Origin of the sequence: Martinezella hainanensis (assembly GCF_900094555.1) — a bacterium.
Taxonomy (GTDB): Bacteria; Pseudomonadota; Alphaproteobacteria; order Rhizobiales; family Rhizobiaceae; genus Rhizobium; species Rhizobium hainanense.
The window spans coordinates 106875-125820 of record NZ_FMAC01000003.1 but is presented as its reverse complement, the minus strand read 5'-3'; the positions used below and the strand labels follow the sequence as shown (position 1 = coordinate 125820).

21 protein-coding genes are annotated in these 18946 nt (G+C 59.9%); 9 read left to right on the top strand and 12 right to left on the bottom strand.

Annotated elements, in window-relative coordinates:
- Window positions 1-16: 16 nt before the first annotated feature.
- From GA0061100_RS11160 to GA0061100_RS34655, 6 genes are all read right to left on the bottom strand, one after another.
- Window positions 17-529: a chemotaxis protein CheW gene (locus GA0061100_RS11160; RefSeq protein ID WP_075852774.1), complete on the bottom strand. Its 513-nt coding sequence runs from the start codon at window positions 527-529 to the stop codon at window positions 17-19.
- Entirely contained in the window at window positions 526-2550 is a 2025-nt protein-coding gene (locus GA0061100_RS11155) for a chemotaxis protein CheA (protein WP_075852773.1), read from the bottom strand. Before GA0061100_RS11155 ends, GA0061100_RS11160 begins: the two co-directional genes overlap by 4 nt.
- A complete protein-coding gene (locus GA0061100_RS11150) occupies window positions 2547-2915 on the bottom strand; it encodes a response regulator (protein WP_047631891.1) in 369 nt (122 codons plus the stop codon). The genes GA0061100_RS11155 and GA0061100_RS11150 overlap by 4 nt, the downstream gene beginning before the upstream one ends.
- On the bottom strand, window positions 2912-3238 hold the full coding sequence (locus tag GA0061100_RS11145; RefSeq protein WP_075852772.1) for an STAS domain-containing protein: 327 nt from the start codon (window positions 3236-3238) through the stop codon (window positions 2912-2914). The genes GA0061100_RS11150 and GA0061100_RS11145 overlap by 4 nt, the downstream gene beginning before the upstream one ends.
- The gene (locus GA0061100_RS11140; RefSeq protein ID WP_075852771.1) at window positions 3235-4317 is read right to left on the bottom strand and encodes an HD domain-containing phosphohydrolase; all 1083 of its coding nucleotides are present in this window, start codon (window positions 4315-4317) and stop codon (window positions 3235-3237) included. The genes GA0061100_RS11145 and GA0061100_RS11140 overlap by 4 nt, the downstream gene beginning before the upstream one ends.
- Window positions 4318-4543: 226 nt before the next feature.
- On the bottom strand, window positions 4544-5035 hold the full coding sequence (locus GA0061100_RS34655) for a helix-turn-helix transcriptional regulator (protein WP_159444777.1): 492 nt from the start codon (window positions 5033-5035) through the stop codon (window positions 4544-4546).
- Here GA0061100_RS34655 and GA0061100_RS34650 point away from each other — a divergent pair.
- The 3 genes from GA0061100_RS34650 to GA0061100_RS11125 all read left to right on the top strand — a co-directional run bounded on the left by GA0061100_RS34650 (window position 5003) and on the right by GA0061100_RS11125 (window position 8641).
- Window positions 5003-5476, top strand: coding sequence for a hypothetical protein (locus GA0061100_RS34650; protein ID WP_159444776.1), 474 nt, complete (start codon window positions 5003-5005; stop codon window positions 5474-5476). The two genes, GA0061100_RS34655 and GA0061100_RS34650, sit on opposite strands and share 33 nt — an antisense overlap.
- 371 nt (window positions 5477-5847) lie before the next feature.
- The gene (locus tag GA0061100_RS11130) at window positions 5848-7509 is read left to right on the top strand and encodes a hypothetical protein (RefSeq protein ID WP_075852769.1); all 1662 of its coding nucleotides are present in this window, start codon (window positions 5848-5850) and stop codon (window positions 7507-7509) included.
- Window positions 7510-7690: 181 nt separating this feature from the next.
- A complete protein-coding gene (locus GA0061100_RS11125; RefSeq protein WP_075852768.1) occupies window positions 7691-8641 on the top strand; it encodes a DUF535 family protein in 951 nt (316 codons plus the stop codon).
- 36 nt (window positions 8642-8677) lie between these two features.
- Here the strand turns inward: GA0061100_RS11125 and GA0061100_RS11120 are convergent, their stop codons facing one another.
- The 3 genes from GA0061100_RS11120 to GA0061100_RS35095 are packed head-to-tail and all read right to left on the bottom strand — an operon-like array spanning window position 8678 to window position 11094.
- Window positions 8678-9910 (bottom strand): ATP-binding protein, encoded by a 1233-nt coding sequence (locus GA0061100_RS11120; protein WP_075852767.1) that lies wholly within the window; start codon window positions 9908-9910, stop codon window positions 8678-8680.
- The gene (locus GA0061100_RS11115; RefSeq protein WP_075852766.1) at window positions 9907-10599 is read right to left on the bottom strand and encodes a response regulator; all 693 of its coding nucleotides are present in this window, start codon (window positions 10597-10599) and stop codon (window positions 9907-9909) included. The genes GA0061100_RS11120 and GA0061100_RS11115 overlap by 4 nt, the downstream gene beginning before the upstream one ends.
- Window positions 10600-10653: 54 nt before the next feature.
- A complete protein-coding gene (locus GA0061100_RS35095; RefSeq protein WP_244557810.1) occupies window positions 10654-11094 on the bottom strand; it encodes a hypothetical protein in 441 nt (146 codons plus the stop codon).
- 133 nt (window positions 11095-11227) lie between these two features.
- Here GA0061100_RS35095 and GA0061100_RS35090 point away from each other — a divergent pair, with 133 nt between their 5' ends.
- From GA0061100_RS35090 to GA0061100_RS11095, 4 genes are all read left to right on the top strand, one after another.
- Entirely contained in the window at window positions 11228-11569 is a 342-nt protein-coding gene (locus GA0061100_RS35090; RefSeq protein WP_244557809.1) for a phosphatase PAP2 family protein, read from the top strand.
- A gap of 253 nt (window positions 11570-11822) precedes the next feature.
- Window positions 11823-11999 (top strand): hypothetical protein, encoded by a 177-nt coding sequence (locus tag GA0061100_RS34645; protein WP_159444775.1) that lies wholly within the window; start codon window positions 11823-11825, stop codon window positions 11997-11999.
- Between the two features lie 135 nt (window positions 12000-12134).
- Entirely contained in the window at window positions 12135-12764 is a 630-nt protein-coding gene (locus GA0061100_RS11100) for a ParB-like protein (protein ID WP_075852764.1), read from the top strand.
- Window positions 12765-13061: 297 nt separating this feature from the next.
- Complete coding sequence (locus tag GA0061100_RS11095; RefSeq protein WP_075852763.1) at window positions 13062-14249, top strand: arabinose transporter; 1188 nt, start codon at window positions 13062-13064, stop codon at window positions 14247-14249.
- 196 nt (window positions 14250-14445) lie between these two features.
- Here GA0061100_RS11095 and GA0061100_RS11090 read toward each other — a convergent pair whose 3' ends face one another.
- From GA0061100_RS11090 to GA0061100_RS11080, 3 genes are all read right to left on the bottom strand, one after another.
- Window positions 14446-15039, bottom strand: coding sequence for a class I SAM-dependent methyltransferase (locus tag GA0061100_RS11090; RefSeq protein WP_075852762.1), 594 nt, complete (start codon window positions 15037-15039; stop codon window positions 14446-14448).
- 135 nt (window positions 15040-15174) lie between these two features.
- Entirely contained in the window at window positions 15175-15753 is a 579-nt protein-coding gene (locus GA0061100_RS11085) for a flavodoxin (protein ID WP_075852761.1), read from the bottom strand.
- A 70-nt stretch (window positions 15754-15823) separates the two neighbouring features.
- Window positions 15824-16075, bottom strand: coding sequence for a hypothetical protein (locus tag GA0061100_RS11080; protein WP_143525414.1), 252 nt, complete (start codon window positions 16073-16075; stop codon window positions 15824-15826).
- A gap of 584 nt (window positions 16076-16659) precedes the next feature.
- On the opposite strand from GA0061100_RS11080, the gene GA0061100_RS11075 reads away from it, so the two are divergent.
- A complete protein-coding gene (locus GA0061100_RS11075; protein ID WP_075852759.1) occupies window positions 16660-17385 on the top strand; it encodes a response regulator in 726 nt (241 codons plus the stop codon).
- Entirely contained in the window at window positions 17382-18881 is a 1500-nt protein-coding gene (locus tag GA0061100_RS11070; RefSeq protein WP_075852758.1) for a sensor histidine kinase, read from the top strand. Before GA0061100_RS11075 ends, GA0061100_RS11070 begins: the two co-directional genes overlap by 4 nt.
- The last annotated feature ends 65 nt before the right edge of the window (window positions 18882-18946 follow it).

Sequence of the window (18946 nt, the reverse complement as noted above, 5' to 3'; positions counted from 1 at the left end):
TCCTTGTCCTTGAAATTCATGCTGTTGCTCGGACCGCAACCGCCCGCTGCGACGAAAAGATCGCCTGGAGGTTCGGTAGGATGATAAATTCGCCGCCGCGCTTCACGAGGGCGTGGATATAGTCGGTGCGCCAGCGCATGCCGATGACCGGCGGCGGCTCACTGGCCGTCTGGGAAAGCTGTGTCACCTCGTGCACCTTGTCGGTACGGATGCCGATCAGGGTCGTCTCGCCATCGAGCTCGAGTTCGGTGACGACGATGCGGCTGTCGATGGTGACATTGGCCGCCTCCATGCCGAAGGCGATGCGGATATCGGCAAGGGGAATGACCTTGCCGCGAAAGTTGATGACGCTGCCGACGAAGGGCAGGCTGCCGGGAACGCTCGTCTCCGGCAGCAGATCGAGGATTTCCTGAACGACGACCGCTTCGATGGCGAAGGTCTCGCCATTGAGGCTGAAGGTCAGCACCGAAAGCTCGTCGGCACCTTTCCAGACTGCACGATGGTCTGATTTTGCGTCTGTTTCGATCATCCTGCTGCTCGCAATTGCGCCTCCTGATACTGTCCGGCGGCGATGAGATGGACGACATCGAGGATCAGGGCCACGTTGCCGTCACCGAGAATGGTCGCACCGGAGAAGGTGGAAACATGGTCGTGAAGTTTCGACATCGATTTGATGACGGTCTGGTGGTCGCCGATGATCTGATCGACGACGAGGCCGACGCGCTCGCTGCCGGTCGAGATGACAACCACCTTCTGGTAGGGATCTGGCTCGGTGCCTGTGCGGAAGAGTTCGCGCAGCCGCAGGAAGGGCACGAGATCGTCGCGCAGCGAGATGAAGCTGCGGCCGCGTGAGCGCAGATCCTGCTCGACCGAGAGTTCCAGGCATTCTTCGACAGCCGTGAGCGGGATGACATAGCGCCCGTTGCCGACACGAACGAGGAGGCCATCGATGATGGCGAGCGTAAGCGGGATTCGGAGCGCAATCTCGGAGCCCTTGCCGAATTCGCTGGTGATGTCGATTGCTCCACGCAGCGTCTCGATCGTCTTCTTGACCACATCCATGCCGACGCCGCGGCCGGAGAGGTTCGTGACCTTTTCCGCCGTCGAGAAACCAGGCTGGAAAATCAGCTGCAGCAGTTCCTTGTCGGTCAGCTGGGCGCCGGGCTGGATGAGGCCATTGGCCTCCGCCTTGGCGCGCACCCTCTGCCTGTCGATGCCACGCCCGTCGTCCTTGATGGAGATGACGACTTCGCTGCCGGTCTGGTGCGCCGAGAGGAAGACGCGCCCTGTCACCGGCTTGCCCGCCGCAACGCGATCGTCCGGGCTTTCAAGCCCGTGGTCGATCGAGTTGCGAACGAGGTGGACGAGCGGATCGGCCAGGCGGTCGATGACCGTCTTGTCGACTTCGGTGCCTTCGCCCTCGGTGACGAGTTCGATATCCTTGCCGGTCTCGCGGGCGAGATCATGGACCAGACGGCGGAAACGGCTGAAGAGGCTCGCGACCGGCATCATGCGCAGGACCATCATCGTATCCCGCAATTCGCCGGCCAGACGCTCGATTTCTTCCGACACGGAGCGCAGGCCGAGGTCGGCGGCCGAATTCGCCATCTGGCTCAGCCGCGATTGGGCGATCACCAATTCCCCGACCCGGTCCATCATTTCGTCAAGACGCAGCGCGGGAACACGGACATTGTCTACCTGCTTCTGCGATTTGGCATCGGCAGGCTGAGCTTTGCTCGTGTCGATCGGCTGGGCGACGGCCTTTGATGGTTCGTCGTCGATCGGCTGTTCCAGCTTTGCGGCGACCGGTGCCGGGACCGGTTCGGTCGGCGTCTGAAGTTCTTGCAGCTCCATCACCATGTCATCCATAACGAAGATGAAGACATCCTCGATATCCGAGCGCGGCTTTTCCGTCGTCAGGTGAACCGTCCAGCCGATGTGAAGATCGCGCGGTTCGAGGTCCGCAAGCAGCGGGATCGGGTCGGTATCGGCTTCGATCCGGCATTCGCCGAGCTCGCGCAACTCGTCCAGCAGCCCGAGCGGATTGGTGCCGTTGACCATCGAATTGGCCGGCAGGCTGAATTTCAGCTGCCAGGTCTTTGCACTACCGGCGCTTACGGCAGCGGCCGCGACCGGCTGCACACTGGCAGGTGCCGCCGTTGCAGCATGCGATCCGGCTGCACCGACCGCTTGGCGCAATTTTTCCAGGAGAACGGAGCTCATGGTCTCGTGGTCGCCGTTCGGATTTTCCAGCAGCGCCTGCATATGGCCCTGTGCATCGAGAACGGCACCGACCAGCTCCTTCGTGGCGGGAGCCTCACCCTTGCGCACCCGGTCGAAGGCGGTTTCGCAATGATGGGTGAAGGCGGCCAGCTGATCGAAGCCGAACATCGAGCCCGATCCCTTGAGCGTATGAAGGCCCCGGAAGACCGTATCGATCTGAGCACGGTCGCTCAGATCGCGCATCAGATCGAGGAGGCCGGCCTCGATCAGCTCCAGCTGTTCGGCGGCCTCCGTCCTGAAAACGGCGATCGGATCGAGTTCGTTCATTTGCCGAGAACCTTGCGCGCGATCTTGATGAGGGTTTCGGGGTCGAAGGGTTTCGTCAGCCATCCCGTCGCACCGGCAGCCTTTGCCTGCTGCTTGAGATCGCCGTCCGATTCCGTTGTCAGGAAGATGACCGGCGTTCCCATATAGGCCGGCAGCTGCCGCAGGCTGCGGATCATCGTCAGGCCGTCCATGTTCGGCATGTTGAGGTCGGTGACGATGAGATCGAAATTGCCCGATTTCAGCTTGGTGAGACCGTCTGCGCCGTCGACCGCCTCGGTGACGGAATATCCGGCGTTGGTAAGCGCAATGCGCGTGGTCAGCCGAATGCTGGCGGAGTCATCGACGGTGAGAATATTGGCGCTCATGCTGCTTTTCCTTCTAGCCAGAAACTGTCTTTTTGCCGGTCGCCGCCAAGGAGACCCGCGCGTTGCAGGACGGTCAGAAAATTGCCGTCCGCCGGTTTGCTCAAAGTGACTGCTACGCCGGCGCGAGCGGCTGCTTGCCGTGCGGACAGGAGCAGTTGCGGTAGGGTGAGGTCGATTTCCTCGCTGCCATCGATATCGATGACGAGGGCGCGGTTGCGTAGAGCCGCTTCCTGCAGGTAGACCTGCACGATGTCTCTGACGTTGGTGATCGTCTTGATCGTCAGCGGTCCATGCAGGTGTAAAATCTCAGACTGTTCGCTCATGCCGAACCTCGGGATAACTGAAGTGTGGAAACCGCCGTTGCGGTGTCGTCGCTGTGCTGGGACTCGAAGAGAGCCTTGATATCGGTCCAGCGGCGGCAGAAGGCGGCGACGCAGGCCGGATCGAAATGCGTGCCGCTGCTGTTGACGATCTCGCGGAATGCGTCGGCGATCGGCCAGGCGGCCTTGTATGCCCGCTTCGAGCATAGCGCGTCGAAGACATCGGCTATGGCGACGATACGGGCCTCGATCGGGATGGCGGTGGCCGAAAGACCTCTCGGATAGCCGGCGCCATCCCATCTTTCGTGGTGGCTTTCGGCGATCTTGCGCGCGATCTGGATCAATTCGCTCGAGCTGTCGCTGAGGATTTCGGCGCCGAAATCGGCGTGCTGCTGCATCTGCCGGCGCTCGTCCTGGCTCAAGGGGCCGGGCTTGGAAAGGATGGCGTCCGGCAGGCCGATCTTGCCGACATCGTGCAGAGCGCTCGCCAGAAAGACCATGCGGCATTGCCCTGCATCCAGGCCCACTTCCTCGGCGATGATCCGAGCAACGATCGCCACGCGATCCAGGTGATCGGCGGTTTCGCCATGGCGGCAAGCGATGGCCTTGGAGAGACGCCAGATGATCTCTTCCTCGTGCCGTTCGATCCTTTGCATCGCAGCGTCGAAATCGCGCTGCAATGTTGCCGCCCTGGCAGCCAGCGCCAGCCGTTCCTCTCCGATGTCGAGAATGTTGCGGACGCGGAGCGTCAGTTCCATCTCGTCGATCGGCTTGTTCAGGAATTCGGTCGCGCCCGCTTTCATGGCAGCCAATCGGATATCGGCCTCCCTGCGGGAAGTGATCATGATGGTCGGCACATGGGCGGTCAGCGCATTCTTGCGCACATGGCTGATCACTTCGATGCCGTTCATATCGGGCATCATATAGTCGACGAGGATGAGATCCGGCGTCCGGTCATCGAGCCGCTTGAGGGCATCGTTCGGATGAAGGAACGACAATACCTCGCTGCCCTTGATGGCTTCGACTACGCGGCGAAGCGTGGCCACGACGGAAGGACTGTCATCGATTACGAAGACGCGCATAGCTACCCCGCGGAGCGCCCGCGGTACACCCACGGATCTGCTCAGGATTTTCGGCTGGAGGATTGTTGGAGACCTTTCTGATGAAAGGGCCGCGTCACAATGATTGTGAATCTTGGCTGAGGTAACGAAATCGTTAAATGGCTAACGGTGTGTTAAACTTATGCTCAACCTGTAGCTGATTTTATAATTAACTGCGGTTAAGTGATAAGATTGCGCTTTTCTGATATCAAATATTATCAGCTGCATCGAAGTCGCGACGGCTGGTGCGTGTCGATGACGGGGATACGCCATACATGGCGCGATAGCGTGCTGCGAAATATCCCATGTGAGTAAATCCCCAGCGCGTGGCGATCTCGGATATGTTTTGGCCGGCGTCGCCGTGAAGCAGATCGTAATGGATTTGCTGCAACCGAAGGCGCTGCACGTAATTCAAGGGATTCATGCCCATGTTCTGCTGGAAGGAAATCTGCAGGCTGCGCACGCTCTGCCCGGCATTTCTTGCAATATCGAGCACGGTGAACTCGTCGCCGAGATGGGTCTGAATCCAATCCAGCGCCCGTTTCAGATTGCGCGGGCGCGCGCTCTGGATCACGGTCTTCTGCGCCGACTGCGGCCATGATTGCATGAAGACCGTGATAAGGGCTTCTTTGAAAAGAGATGCGCTCAGCGGTGAGCCGGCGAAGGGATGCTCGCCCGCATCCAGCAACAAGGCCGCCATGCGGTGGATCGTTCGTATTTCCCTTTCGCCAATGTCTGTTATCGTGACGTAGCGCCGAAAAAACAACTCAGGGTCGTCTTTCCCGATATCGATCAATGGCAGGCAATGAATGCGGGGTATGGCGAGCGCGATCTTGCAGGCATTCGCGGATGCCTTGATTTTCGTGGAGCCGGGAGGACGCAGCATGAAGGCGGCTCCCGCCGTGGCGGTAAACTCCTGGTCCTCCGTCTCAATCTGAAATACGCCGCTTTCGACGAAGTGCAGTTCTATCCGATCGGCAGGATCAAACAGATAGAGGATTTCATAACCCGTTTTCGAAAAGATTTTCCAAGCTGCCATCCTTCGGATTGTGGCCAGCGTGACATCGATGTGGAAATTCGGATTGTCCAACCTTCGTTCGAGGACAACCGATATGTCTGCGTCCTTCAATCTTTCCTGTAACTCCGCGGGCTCGCAGGAGGACCAGGCATATTTCTCGGTAGCTATCTTCATCTTACTTCAATCAGCATGAGCGGGCTTGCTTGCGGGTGAAGTTACAAGCAGAGCCAGCCGGTGGCCTGCACAAAGGCGAGACGTGCTGATTGCCAGCTATAGGACGCGGGTCTTGCCCAGGGCTTTCCCGGTGGCATAAGGGCCGCGGTTGCAAGCAGGCGCCCTGTTTCCTCCCTTGCGTTAACTCCATGTTTTTTTGTTCGCTTTAGTTTGCCTGAGATAATCTTGGGCGGGGTCCGAACAGTATGGCGTATGCAGCGACAAGCCGGCAATTTATCCCATCGACGGATAGTTTCGTCGATCGCTTGGAGAGCGCTCGATTGCAGATCGAGCAGCGCTTCCTGGATGGCGGCGCGGTGCTCATCACTGTCACGGAAGCGCTCGCCAAGCTCGTCAGCCTGCTGGAGCATATCGGCAATTCGCTGAAGGAGGAAAACGCGACCGAAGCCACGGCGCGGCTGCTTCAGACGGTGGACCTTTTGAACAAGCTGCCGCCTGCCGAAGCGCGGCGGCAGGAGAGTGTTGCTGCTATCGGGCAGACTGGGCAGCGGCTCGCCGAGCACGTGCTTTCGATGGAGGAGACCCTGCGCTATCTCAGGACCTTTGCCGCCACGGCAAAGATAGCGGGTGCGCGCATCCCTGATTTTTCCAGCTTTGCCAGCGAGATCGTTGAGCGCATCGAATTTGCCTCGAAAGAGGTCAAGGCGCTGTCCTTGCAGATCCGCTTGCTGGAGGAACAGATCGAATCCGCAACAGCGAGCGAGGACGGTTCGCTGGCACAGCACCTGAACGGCATTCCGTCCATCGCCCAGCGTCTCGTCTCCAATGCCGAGGAGATCCAGGTTCAGCGCCGCAATCTTTCGGAGCTTGCGGAGACCGTTGCCGGGCTGGCACGCAAGATCCAGAACAAGGTTGCCCATACGCTATCGGCCATGCAGATCGGCGATATCACGCGGCAGCGGGTCGAGCACTGCCAGACGGCACATGCGATCATAGAGGTCTATCTTGCCTCGGAAGCTCCCGCGGATCTCTCTGCCGGCGATCGGAACCGCCTCTCGCAATTGGCGATGACACTGATCTTCGAACTGCTTGGTGAGACGACCAAGGGCTTCGACCGGGAGACCGCCAAGATCGTTGATAATATCCGTGGCTTCAGCAACGATATCGGCACGCTGCTTGATCTCTACAAGACGATGATGTCGCAGAGCGGGCAAGACGGCAAAAGCCCGATCAATTCGCTTCGCGGTGATCTTTCCTCGGCGCGGATCGTCGTCGACCGTATCGACGCCGCCGCTGCCGGAGCCAATCGGCTCAGCGAAAAGACCTCCGAGATGGTCAAGGAGCTGACCACGAGCGTTCTGACCATTCAGCTCGTGCGACGCGACATTCAATACATGGCCCTCAATACCAATCTGCGTTGCGGCAAGCTCGGCGAGGAAGGACGGGCCATCAATGTGGTTGCCGGCGAGCTGCGCTCGTTCGCAGCGCTGCTCGATGAGGATGCCGAGAAGATTCTCGTCGGCCTCGGCAAGCTCGAAACACAGGCGACCGGCCTCAAGGACTGGCGACAGGCCGACGAAGAGGAAAATTCCTCCGGTCTCGGCACGCATATAGACACGGCGCTCGCCCATATCGGCGAAGCCGGCGCGGCGATGGATCTCAATGTGCAGGAGCTGCGCCGTTGCGGCGAAGCCATGACCTCGCAAGTGGCCGATGTCATCAAGGGTTTGGATTTCCGCGCCGGGATCGGCGAGACCCTGGCGTCCTGCACGAAGGAAGCGGGGCGCACCCGGAGCGCATTTGTCGATACGACCGGGCTCGAGGCTCCGTTAGCCGTCATTTCCGAGCGCATCTTCAAGATCTACACCATGGCCGCCGAACGCGAGATACATGCGGGCATCTTCGGTGCGGTGAGCTCCCTGGCCGAAAGCGCACCGGCGCCAACCAATGACGAGGATCTTTTTGCGGATGCCCTCTTCTAGTCTCCCGGCAGCTTGGCGCGGGGATTAAATGGCCCGCCGCTGCGTCGGTGTATATCCTATCCCTTGCGGGCTGAATTCAGCCTTTCGTGGCGTGCCCCATGAAAGGCTGATCCTGTCTTGACGCTGCCTTGACAATTCCGACGCACATGTTTCGGCGAAACCATATTCGCCGGGCCTTTGCATGAATCGAAAGACATCGATTGCCGTGACGCCAGAGGGCGTCATATCCAGTATTTCTCCTTCCACGATAGTAGCGCCGGCGGCCGTCGGGTCGCACGGATCCCGATACGCTCTGCTCTGGAGAATATCGACCTTCGGCCTGCGGATGCGCTGGAAGCGTGGCCTTCTTTTCTGGTGCCGCTTTGCCGCCAACCCGCTCCTGACCATCCGATGGTGGCGCTTTACTGCGGCGTTTGCCGCTGCGCGCGGATTGCCGCCGCCACATGATGAGCTGCTGCAGAAGCCGTTGTCGAAATTTCTTGTTCACGGGATGCCCAACTCCCGGCGGCTCTCCCTTCTCGTCGAGCATTTTTCGATTGCGGAAACTATTCTCTCGAGGGGTAGCATGACGCGGCTCTGGCGCGGCGAATGGCTGGAGATGGGCCTTGTTCAGGGCAAGTGCGAAGCCTATGTGTGCTGCATCGCGCTCGCTGATCGCAGCGGTGGCCGCCATGAAGGCGCCTTTGCCGTTAAACTGTTGCGTGTAAACGACCAGGCGCTGCTCTGCACGGCAAGATTCACCTTCGTCAACCAGGGTGCGGAGGGGCGATATACATTCGTCGTCGGGAGCATGCAGGGAGCGCGCAATGCGAAGCAGCGTATCGTCGAGGTGACCCGTGATCTCGCAGGCCTGCGCCCAAAAGAAGCTGTCCTCATCGTGCTGCAGGGCCTGGCGGCGGAAGGCGGCATGCAACACTTTCTGGCCGTTTCGCAGGCAAGACATCCGATCCGGTATCGCCGGCGCGCGCGGCAGTCGATGCTGCTGTCGAACATCGATGCTTTCTGGCTCGAGCGTTCCGCCGAACCGGAGGGCGCCTACGGCTTCCGGGTCCCTCATTCGAAGATCCATGGAGCGGACAGGCGCAGCCAGAGCAAGTCATGGTTCTACAATATCGGCGAACTCTTCCACTGATCGCCGGCCGTTATCTCCCGGCCGCGGTGACTTTGGTCAACAAAGCCAGCATTGCGGTGAGCTAGTATCCTGCTGTCCAAAACCGTGCGCTTCTCCCGGCAGGCCGCTGTCTATCAGATGGATTGCGACCATGGCGCCGCCTTCGGGCCGGTTCGTGAATTCCAGATGCCCGCCGTGGGCGACCGCGATTGCCTGCACGACGGATAGCCCCAGCCCCGTACCGCCCGTCGAGCGCGAACGAGAGGGGTCGCCGCGCCAGAAAGGATTGACGGCAACGGCATCGATGTCCTGCGGAAAGCCGGGGCCGCGATCGATAACGCGGATGATAACGCTGTTGTCTGCCAGCTGCTCCGTCTCGCATCGCAGCCAGCCGCCCTCGGCAGCGTAGCGGCAGGCGTTTTCGAGGAGCGCCAGCACGGCCTGGCGGATCCGAGGGGAGTCGGCCGAAATCCAGGCGCGCTTCAGCCCCGTTTCGACCTGCAGCTTGTTGGCTTCCAGCATGGGTTTCGCCGAGGCGATGACAGTCTCGACCAGCAGAGATGCGTCGATGCGCTGGCGTTCCATCACGAGTTTCTGGCCGATGGCGAGCGACAGGGTGCGCAGATCCTCAACAACGCGGCCCAGGCCTTCGACCTGCAGGAGGAGATCGGAAACGATTTTCCGATCCATCGGAAACACGCCGTCGAGCATGCTCTGCAGAGACCCCTGCAGGATGGTCAACGGCGTGCGCAGCTCATGCGCAACCGCCATATTGTTGAAGCGCAATCTTTCCTCCATTGTCTCCAGACTGGTCGCAAGGGCGTTGAAGGTTTCAACGAGGCTCGCGACTTCGCGCGTGCTGCGATAGGAGGCTGTAACGCGGACGGAGAAGTCGCCGGACTTCAGGCCTTCGGCAGCGGAGGTGAGATCCTCGAGCGGGCGTGTCAGCCGTCGTGCCAGGAAGATGCCGATAAGTGCGCAGAGCAGAGCCGACAGCAGGCCGAAGACGAGCACGGAAAGCTGCACCTTGAAATCCGTCGGTTCCGTCAACGCATTGAGATGTTCGACCAGGAGCTTCAGCGAATCTCCGTCGGGCACCTTGCTTTCGCTCAGCATCTTGTAGGCTGTTGCGGCCCGGGGCGGCAGGGCCTCGCTGATGCCCTGTTCCAGATAGGTGGCATACCAATTAACCCCCAGATAGGTCAGGCCGACACTAAGCAGCAGCATGATCGTGGTGACGATGGCTGTGAGCGTTGCAAGCGGCGTGCTGGGAAATCCTGGTGTTTTCATCTGGGGTCCGAAAAGCGATAGCCGATGCCACGAACGGCGGGAAAGAAGCCGATCTGCCCCATCTCCTCGAGCTTGCGTCTGAGGTTGGAGATGTGCGTATCGACGGTGCGCACCAGGGCATCGCTTTCCGGCAGGCAGGCATCGAGGATATCGGCGCGTGCGAAAGCCTGGGTGGGATGGCGGATCATGTAGGCGAGGATGCGGAATTCGCTAAGCGTCAGCGGCACGGCAACGCGCCCTTCATCCTTGTTGATGAAGACGGTGTAGCTGCTGAAATCGACCTCCAGCGCGCCGAAGCGCTTGATAGTTTCCGCGCGCTCGCCCTGCGTCCGGCGTAGAACCGCCCTGACGCGGGCGACGACCTCCTGTGGATTAAATGGTTTGACGACGTAGTCGTCGGCACCGAGGCGCAACCCGCTCAGGCGGTCGATGTCGTCAGCGACGGCCGTAACCATGATGACCGGCGTCGAACCGGCCTGGCGCAGGCGGCCGAGCACGCCGAAGCCGTCGAGCTTCGGCAGGCGAACATCCAGGAGCACGAGATCGGGCTTCAGAAGCGCATGGTGCTGCAGTGCGGTCTCGCCATCGCCGGCGCGGACCGTGCGAAAGCCGTCGCGCGTCAGATAACCCTCGAGTATCTGCGCGATTGCCGGTTCATCCTCCACGATGAGAACGAGACTGTTGTCCACCCTAGCGCCCTGTGTTTCTTCCGTTTTTCCGTTCGGTTTGCCGCCCGAGCCTCACTATTGCGGACAAAGCCCGCTTCCGCAATTTACAAACGGCTTTCGCATTGTCCGGCGGCCGATTCTGAACAGGGCCTTGATGCGATCTTCGCCATTTCTTGACAATCGGGTTTCAGCTTGGTGCCATTCCGTCTCTGGAGATATGGCATGTGGAAATTTGCATCGAATTCCTGGAGCTCCGATTCCGGTCAAGCACGCCTGCGCCGGCGGGAAGATCGTGCAACGACCGATGGCGAATTGGCAGTTATCGGCATGCTGATCGTCTGGACCAGCTTCGTCTTCGTAGTCTTTCCACAACTCGATCTGGCTGTTGCGCGCTTGTTTGTCCACGGGCATGTCTTCTGGCTGGCAGAAAATCCCTGGCTGAAGGCGGCGAGGGACATTGCCCGCCAAAGCCAGCCTTATATTCTCGGCACCATGGCTGTCATTATCGTCCTGCATGTTTTCCTGCCGCGGCGATTGCGGTTCTGCCCTCCTCACAAACCGCTTTTCGTGCTCCTGAGCTTTGCTGCCGGGCCGCTATTGGTCGTGCAGACGCTCAAGGTTGCGATCGGACGCGTGCGCCCCCCGCCAGTTGATCGAGTTCGGCGGCACAGCGGATTTTACCCCGGTGTGGCAGTTTTCGGCGGCATGCAGCCGCAATTGTTCCTTCCCCTCCGGGGAAGCCGCCGCGGCCGCGGCGGCGCTGTCCCTACTGGTGTTCGTGCCTGCCGGGCGTAGATGGATTGCCGCCGTGATGCTGGTGCCGTGCTTGCTGTTCGTGGCGTTCAACCGCGTGATCTTCGGCGCTCATTTCCTGTCGGATGTTATGCTCGGATGGCTTTTGACGATGTTTGCCATGGCCATGATCTGGCGCCGGATCGAAACGAATTCGCGGCTGATCGATCGCTATGTCACGCGCCTGATGTTTAGATGATCCCATCGCCATGGAAACTGGCACCGACAGCCTCGTTCAGTCCCGTTTACGATCTTCGCGATGCAGGATTGGCTGCCGGGTGTCGCCGCAATGCGACAGTCTCGGGCAAACCCATGTTACAAACCTTAATACAACGTTTCTTCACCTTTCCTTCGATCAGGGGTTACCTATTTAGCGTTGGCCATGCCGTCGGACGCGATTGAGGCCGGTAGGACGGATGGTGAAGGGACCTTGGCAGGGTGAGAGTGATGGGATGGGGTTGGTAGATTGGGCGTTGCGCGGAATGCTCGACATGGATGGCCGGCGCAGGATGCGCTCCCGCAGAGAGCATTACGAGCCATGGGTTGTGCTTGCCGTTGAAAGTTTCGAGCGGGAAATGCTGGCCTTCTACAGGCGTTCGCAGTTCACGGTGATCAAAAAGGCTGCATGACGGGTGATCTGATAGTCCAAGTGTGAGCTGTTCTCCAGTCGACGCAGCTTGCCTGACAGGTGCGTAACGTCGATCTTGCCGGATTGGCCGGTTATGCTACGCTAAGGCGGTCCTGCCTTTGCGGAGAACTTTCAAATGGTTACGCTGCGCGAACCGATCTTGCATCCAGTTCCCATCGAAGAATTGAAACCCACACAGATCACCGTCGGCATGCGTGAGGTCAAGGCCAAGCGTAAGGCTTGGCGTCTCAAAGCGGAAGAAGCGGGCGACAAGGCCGGTGAGTTCCTCGGAAATCACATGGTGCCGACCATTCGTGGGCCACGCGGAAAATACTATGTCATCGATCATCACCATCTTTCCCTCGCACTTTATGAGGAAGGGGTGAAGGATGTTCTGGTCACGACGGTCGCCGATCTTTCCCGACTTGACCGGGATTCCTTCTGGTTCGTCATGGACTGTCATGACAGGATGCACCCCTTCGATGAAGAGGGGAAGCGCCGCGGCTATGAGGACATCCCGAAGAATATCAAGGATCTGATCGACGATCCCTATCGCTCCTTGGCTGGCGAGCTGCGCCATGTCGGCGGCTACGCCAAGGACACGACGCCGTTCAGCGAATTTCTCTGGGCGGATTTCTTACGTCGCCGCATCAAGCGCAAGGATCTTGAGAAGGATTTCAATGCCGCGCTGGAAAAGGCGCACGAGCTTGCCAAGGGCAAGGATGCGGATTACCTGCCTGGCTGGTGCGGTCCAGTCCCCGAGTAATCCGCTCTTCTCATGGAGCGGTTTTCGGAGGCCTGCGAACCGCGCGGGAGATCGAAGCCTATGGAAAACACCATGGCTGACATGTTCTGCGCCTATCTTGAAAGCCCGAACTTCGTCGGGTGATCTCCCTGCTTTGCCGGCATCGTGTTGACAGTCATTCGGCAAGTGCCTATTGGAATGGCAGCCGGCCATGCTGGCCGTAAGCGTTTGACGTCAAGCAACGCACTCAACGATCCTCGTCGGTCGGAGTGCGTTTTTTTATGCCTTCGCCGATCGAGGAAAAGCCCGGAGATTATCATGGCTTTTCAATCGACACCCGATCCGGCGCGCGGCCGTCTTCTGCTGCTGAGTGCCATTCTTTTCATTTCCTATCTCTGCATCGGCATGTCATTTCCGATCGTGCCGCTTTATGTGAGCGGGCAGTTGCGGTTCGGCAATGTCTGGGCCGGACTTGGCGTCGGCATCGCCTTTTTCGCGACCATTCTCACGCGCGGCTATGCCGGCAGCCTTTCCGACCATCGCGGTGCCAAGGTGGCGGTGATACGGGGTCTTGCTCTCTATGTGGCCGGCGCCTCAATGGCATTGGTTGCCGGCCTTTTGGCTCACATGCCGCTGCCGTCCTTCCTGCTTCTCCTTGTGAGCCGCCTGCTTCTGGGGTTGGGCGAAAGTCTGGTTGCGGTCGGTATTATCGCCTGGGGTATCGGTTTCGTCGGCCCGGCGCGTTCCGGCAGGGTCCTGGCGCTGGTCGGCGCCGCCATCTATGGAGCGCTTGCCGTGGGCGGCCCGATCGGCCTGGCATTGTTCGGCCGGTTCGGCTTTGCCGGGACAATGGCGATCAGCGCCGTCCTGCCGTTCCTTGGCATGATGGCGATCTGGCGGGTTCCCAGCGTAGCACCACATCCCGGTGCGGAACGCCCGTCCTTCTGGGCCGTCATCGGCAGGGTCTGGCTGCATGGGGCGGTCGTGTGTTTTCAGGGCATAGGCTTCGCTGCGATCGGTGCTTTCTTCACGCTCTACTTCCTCGATCGGGGCTGGGACTATGCCGGGCTGGGCCTGACGGCCTTCGGTGTCGGCTTTGTTCTGGTGCGCGTACTCTTCGGCCATCTGCCGGATCGTATCGGCGGTCTGGCGGTCGCGGTCGGGTCACTGGCGATCGAAGCGATCGGTCAATTGCTGATCTGGAGCGCTCCCAATCCGATGCTCGCCCTGGCGGGGGCGTTCTTGACTGGTCTCGGATGCTCGCTGATCTATCCAGCTATGGGTCGCGAGGTCGTTCGGCGGGTGGAGCCGCATTTGCGTGGTACCGCGCTTGGTGGCTTCTCGGCCTTCCAGGACCTCGCCTATGGGCTGACCGGGCCTTTCGCCGGCCTTTTGGCCGATCGAGCCGGCTATGGCAGCGTCTTCCTGGCAGGCACTGTCGCTGCGATAGCTGGCCTGTTGATCGCGCTCTCGCTTCGCAAGATGCGCGCTGTAGCGTTCAATTGAATGATATGGCGGCCCCAGCGATTGGGCGGGGCCGCCGGAAATGCTGAATGGTTCACACCATCCATGTTCGCCGCTCGTCTTGGCAGGCGTTGTGCTTTAGCCCGCGGTTGTCGACGGCCAGGTGACATAGCAATACTTGCTGTTGATCGAGCGGAAGAGCGCGTTATGTCACGGGATGATTGGCCGATGGGGGAGGTTACAGGGCTACGAAAACAATACCGTAGTGATAGGGCGGCAGCTCGATTACGGCCCGGGACCTGAAGCCGCCATGCTCGACAATCGCGGCGACATCCGCCGGCGTCATGCGCATCTCGGTCTTGGGGCCGCGCGGCAGTCCAAGCACCGTGGTCTCCTCGCGCGGTCGTGCCTCCCAGTTGACGATACCAAACGATCCCCTGGGAGCGAGCACCGAATGAACGGCTTGGACGAGGCCGAGCTGATCCGGTACGCCATGAAACGTGTTCGCCATCAGGACATAATCGACATTTTCGGGAAGGTGGTCTGCAATGTCACGGGCATCGGCACGGATCCACTGCCGCACGGAGACGGCTTGCCGATCGACTTCCGCTCTCGCCATTTCAATCATGGTTTCATCCAGATCGAGTGCATAGACCTTTCCGGCGACGAGTTTTGCCAGCGGCGCGGTGAAGTAGCCGTCACCGCAGCAAAGATCGAGAACGGTCATGCCGGGCTTGATGCCGAGTGCTTCGAGGAGCGCCAGCGGATTTGGCCAGAGCACTGTCCACCAGTCGCGATCCGGCATCGATGTCGCAGGAAATGCTTCACCCATTGAGAATCTCCGCAGATGGATGGCCTTAGGGAATACAGCATATCATCGAGGTACGAGCCGCAGAATAGAGCGCCATCGTGACATCAAGCCGCGGCCCGGCAGCCGGGGCAGTGCAATCCAACCGGGTCGGCAAGCTTACAGAGCTTGCGGTCCGTCCTTTGGCAGGTTTTTGAGAGCCCAGGACGCGATGGCCTTGTCCGCCAGCCTCTCCGTGACCTCGAATTCGCTGATCATCAGGCTGGACAGAAGCGAAGCGCTGCGTGCCTGCGCGGCAAAATTCCTTTCATAATGCGCCGGTTCCAGCACATATGTGGCGAAGGGGGCAACCTTCCGCCCGCCGAAATCCGTGTGTTCGAGGAAGCTCATGACGGGCGGCGTGATGGTATTCCACCACACTGGGCCTCCGACGAGGATCAGGTCGTATTTCGACAGATTGGGAAGCCCATCGAACAAGGGGGGAAGCTCGCCCGTTTCCAGCTCGTATTTGGATTGCTCGGCTGCGCGCTGCATGTCGAGAGGATAGGGATCGCGCATCTGTATCTCGAAGAGATCGGCCCCCAGAAGCGCACGGAGCTTTTCGGCGACCGCTCCGGTGTGGCCGGTATAGGAATAATAGACGACCAGGATCCGCCGCTCGTCTGCGGCGAAGCTCCATCTGGGTGCGGCGGCCGCAGCCACCATTGATGTCAATACGGTGCGGCGGGAAAGGTGCATGGGTTTTCCTTCCGATTTCAATGAGGCTTTCAGATGCGGAAGATGACGGGACAAGCTCGACTGCGGGCAATCATTGATGCCGCGCAGGTAAGGCGCCCATCGATGCCACGGCCCTCTGGGCGGGCAGCATACGTTCGCCGTAAGTCTGCATTGCCTCATCGAGACGCCGCTCCAGAATGGCGGGATCGGTTTCGCCCTCATCGGCAAATTTCATGAGCTCGCGGGCGGCGATGATCGCTGGCCTGTCGGCAAACTCCAGTTCGTGCCGGGCGCAGAAGATTTCGAGAACGCGGCGAAGCGTTGCGATCTGTGATAATTCCATGGCCAATTCCATATCCTCCTGTCAGCGTCGATATTCTCGACCGGGCAAGTGATTTTCGAACCGGAGGTTAGGATGCTGATGTCGCAGCTTTGTGCCGGAGATGTAAAAGCCTGTCGCCGGCGATGGCAGCGCCAGCCATAGGCTCCGGTACAGACCGGCGCTGCAATGATTATTGGACAGCTGCCGCAAGCGGCCTATTTTGCAGAGGGTGCAACAGGATTTGACCATGGTCGAAGCCAGGTGATTTCACCGCCGCATTCCGTCGAGACGGAGCATATCGACGGTCCGAGAGCTGCGACAGCTTGTTACAAATTTGCCGGTCCGTGGCACATCCATGTGACAACAACCCTATAGTTTGTCAGCTGCGGGGAGATGCTTTTGGGCGGAATATTGATTGGATTTCGAGGACAGTTTTGATGAAATCCGGATCCTCTCGATACGGCTTGCATCGGCACTCGCCAGGCTTTCAGGTGGGAGCGCCGCTTACCACGCAACCCCTCGATCTATGTGAAACTTTGATACACTTTTTTCGATGCGGCTCGAAGCGGCCTTCTGTAAAGTGACTTCAGATCGTGGAAACTGTCATGCAAAAAGCCGCCCATATCGCCGTCGTCGATGATCATTCGGACATAAGGGACCTTGTCGGCCAATATCTCGAGCAGCAGGGCTACAAGGTCAGCGTCGCCGACAGTGGGCTTGCCTTGAGGCGGGTCCTTGAGCGCGGTGCCGTAGATCTGATCGTTCTCGATGTCATGATGCCGGGCGAAGATGGCCTCTCGGTCTGTCGCTATTTGAGGGCGACGACGGATACTCCCATCATCTTCCTGACGGCCATGAGCGAGGATACCGACCGCATCATCGGCCTTGAGCTGGGGGCCGACGACTATCTGGTGAAGCCGTTCAATCCGCGCGAATTGCTCGCACGCATCCGGGCTGTCTTGCGCCGGGTCAATGGTCTGCCACAGCAGCAGCGGGAAACGCTGAAGAAGGCCAGGGTCGTTCGTGTCGGTCAGTGGCGCGTCAACATGGGGCGGCAGGAGCTTTCCGGTGACGATGGCGTCGGAATCCCGCTCAGCACCGCCGAATTCCGGCTTCTGAAAGTCTTCCTCGAACGCCCGGGCATTGTGCTCAGCCGCGAGCAGCTTCTCGACCTGACGGTCGGCAGGACGGCCGACATCTTCGACAGAAGCATCGACAATCAGGTGAGCCGCCTGCGCAAGAAGATCGAGCCGGACCCGAAGAACCCTTCGGTCATCAAGACGCATTGGGGCGGCGGCTACAGCCTCTCGGCGGATGTGGGGTTCGAATGATCTACTGGTGGAGGAGGAGCCTTGCCGCTCAGTTCATCGGCTTTACCCTGCTTGCCCTTGTCGTCTCGCAGTGCCTGACATTTTCGATTTCCTGGGACGAACGCACCAAGGCGCTGCACGCGGCTATGAAGAGTGAATTCTTCAGCCGCTGCGCCTCCGTCACGCGGTTGATGGAATCCATGCCCAAGCCGCTGCGTGAACAGGCTCTGCTTGCCAGCGAGACCAGCTATTCACGTTTCTGGCTAACTCCTATGGAGCCGACGGATGCCCGTGAATGGCGCTCGCGTGCGGCAAGCGAGCTTTCCCGGCCGATCGAGAATTTCATCGATCTCGGTGCGAAATACGGTTTGCGTTCGAACATCGATGTCGATCATTTGACGTCCGGACAGGCGATGGCGGCCAATGCCAGCGAGGACTGGACCACCCCACCCGCGGTCCTGTGGAGCTTGCCGCAACCTGCGAAATTCGTCTACTTCGGCGACCGCAATGGATACGGCCTGACCATCAAGCTCAATGACGGAGTCTGGCTAAACACCGCATTCTACAAGAATGTCGGCGACCGCTGGTGGGATATGAAATCGCTCACCTCGCTTGCGACCACGGCGCTTATCCTATCGCTGATCGGTGTCTTCATCGCCAGCCGCATCGCGCGCCCGCTAAGACGGCTCGCCGTTTCGGCGGAAGCCCTGGGACGCGGCGAAAATCTTCCGCCGCTGCCCGAAGAAGGGCCTGACGACATCAGGCGCACGGCCGAGGCATTCAACAGAATGCAGGAGCGTCTGCATCGCTTCGTCGACGATCGCACCCGGATGCTGGCCGCAATCGGCCATGATCTCAGGACGCCGCTGACTTCGCTTCGGTTACGGGCGGAATTCGTCAAGGACGCCGATATCCAGCAGAAGATGCTGGCGACCATCGACGAGCTTCAGAGCATGACGGAAGCCGCCATTTCCTTCGCGCGTGGTGAATCGACAGCCGAGGAAACGCGGGCCATCGAACTGGAGGCACTGGTCGGCAGCATTTGCGACGACCTTGCCGATCTCGGCCTGCCGGTGGAATATATAGAAGGACCGAAGACGACCTATCGCTGCCGGCCCGATGGCTTGCGCCGCGCCGTTCGCAATCTCACGGAAAATGCGGCGCGCTATGGCGGCCATGCCAAGGTCTATATCTGCCATTCGGCCAGCACCATCGATATCGTCGTCGAAGACAATGGCCCGGGCATACCCGAGGACATGAAGGAAAAAGTCTTCGCGCCCTTCTTCCGTCTGGAAGCGTCGAGAAACAGAGGCACGGGCGGAGTCGGACTGGGCCTGTCGATTGCCCGCGCCGTTGCGCGGCAGCACGGCGGCGATATCCTGCTTCAACCCAACAATCCCGGTCTGAAGGCCATTATCTCCCTGCCGCAGGAAGGGCAGGTCAAGATGCCGTCGTCCCGGGTGAGCAGGAGAAGAAAGCGGGCACAATCGCTCAAGCTTGCCGGGCAGGAACGCTAAGGTCCTCCATCCCGCCTGCTGAAAGACCTTGCCAGACAAAATCACACGAAGCGGTTCGGTGATTG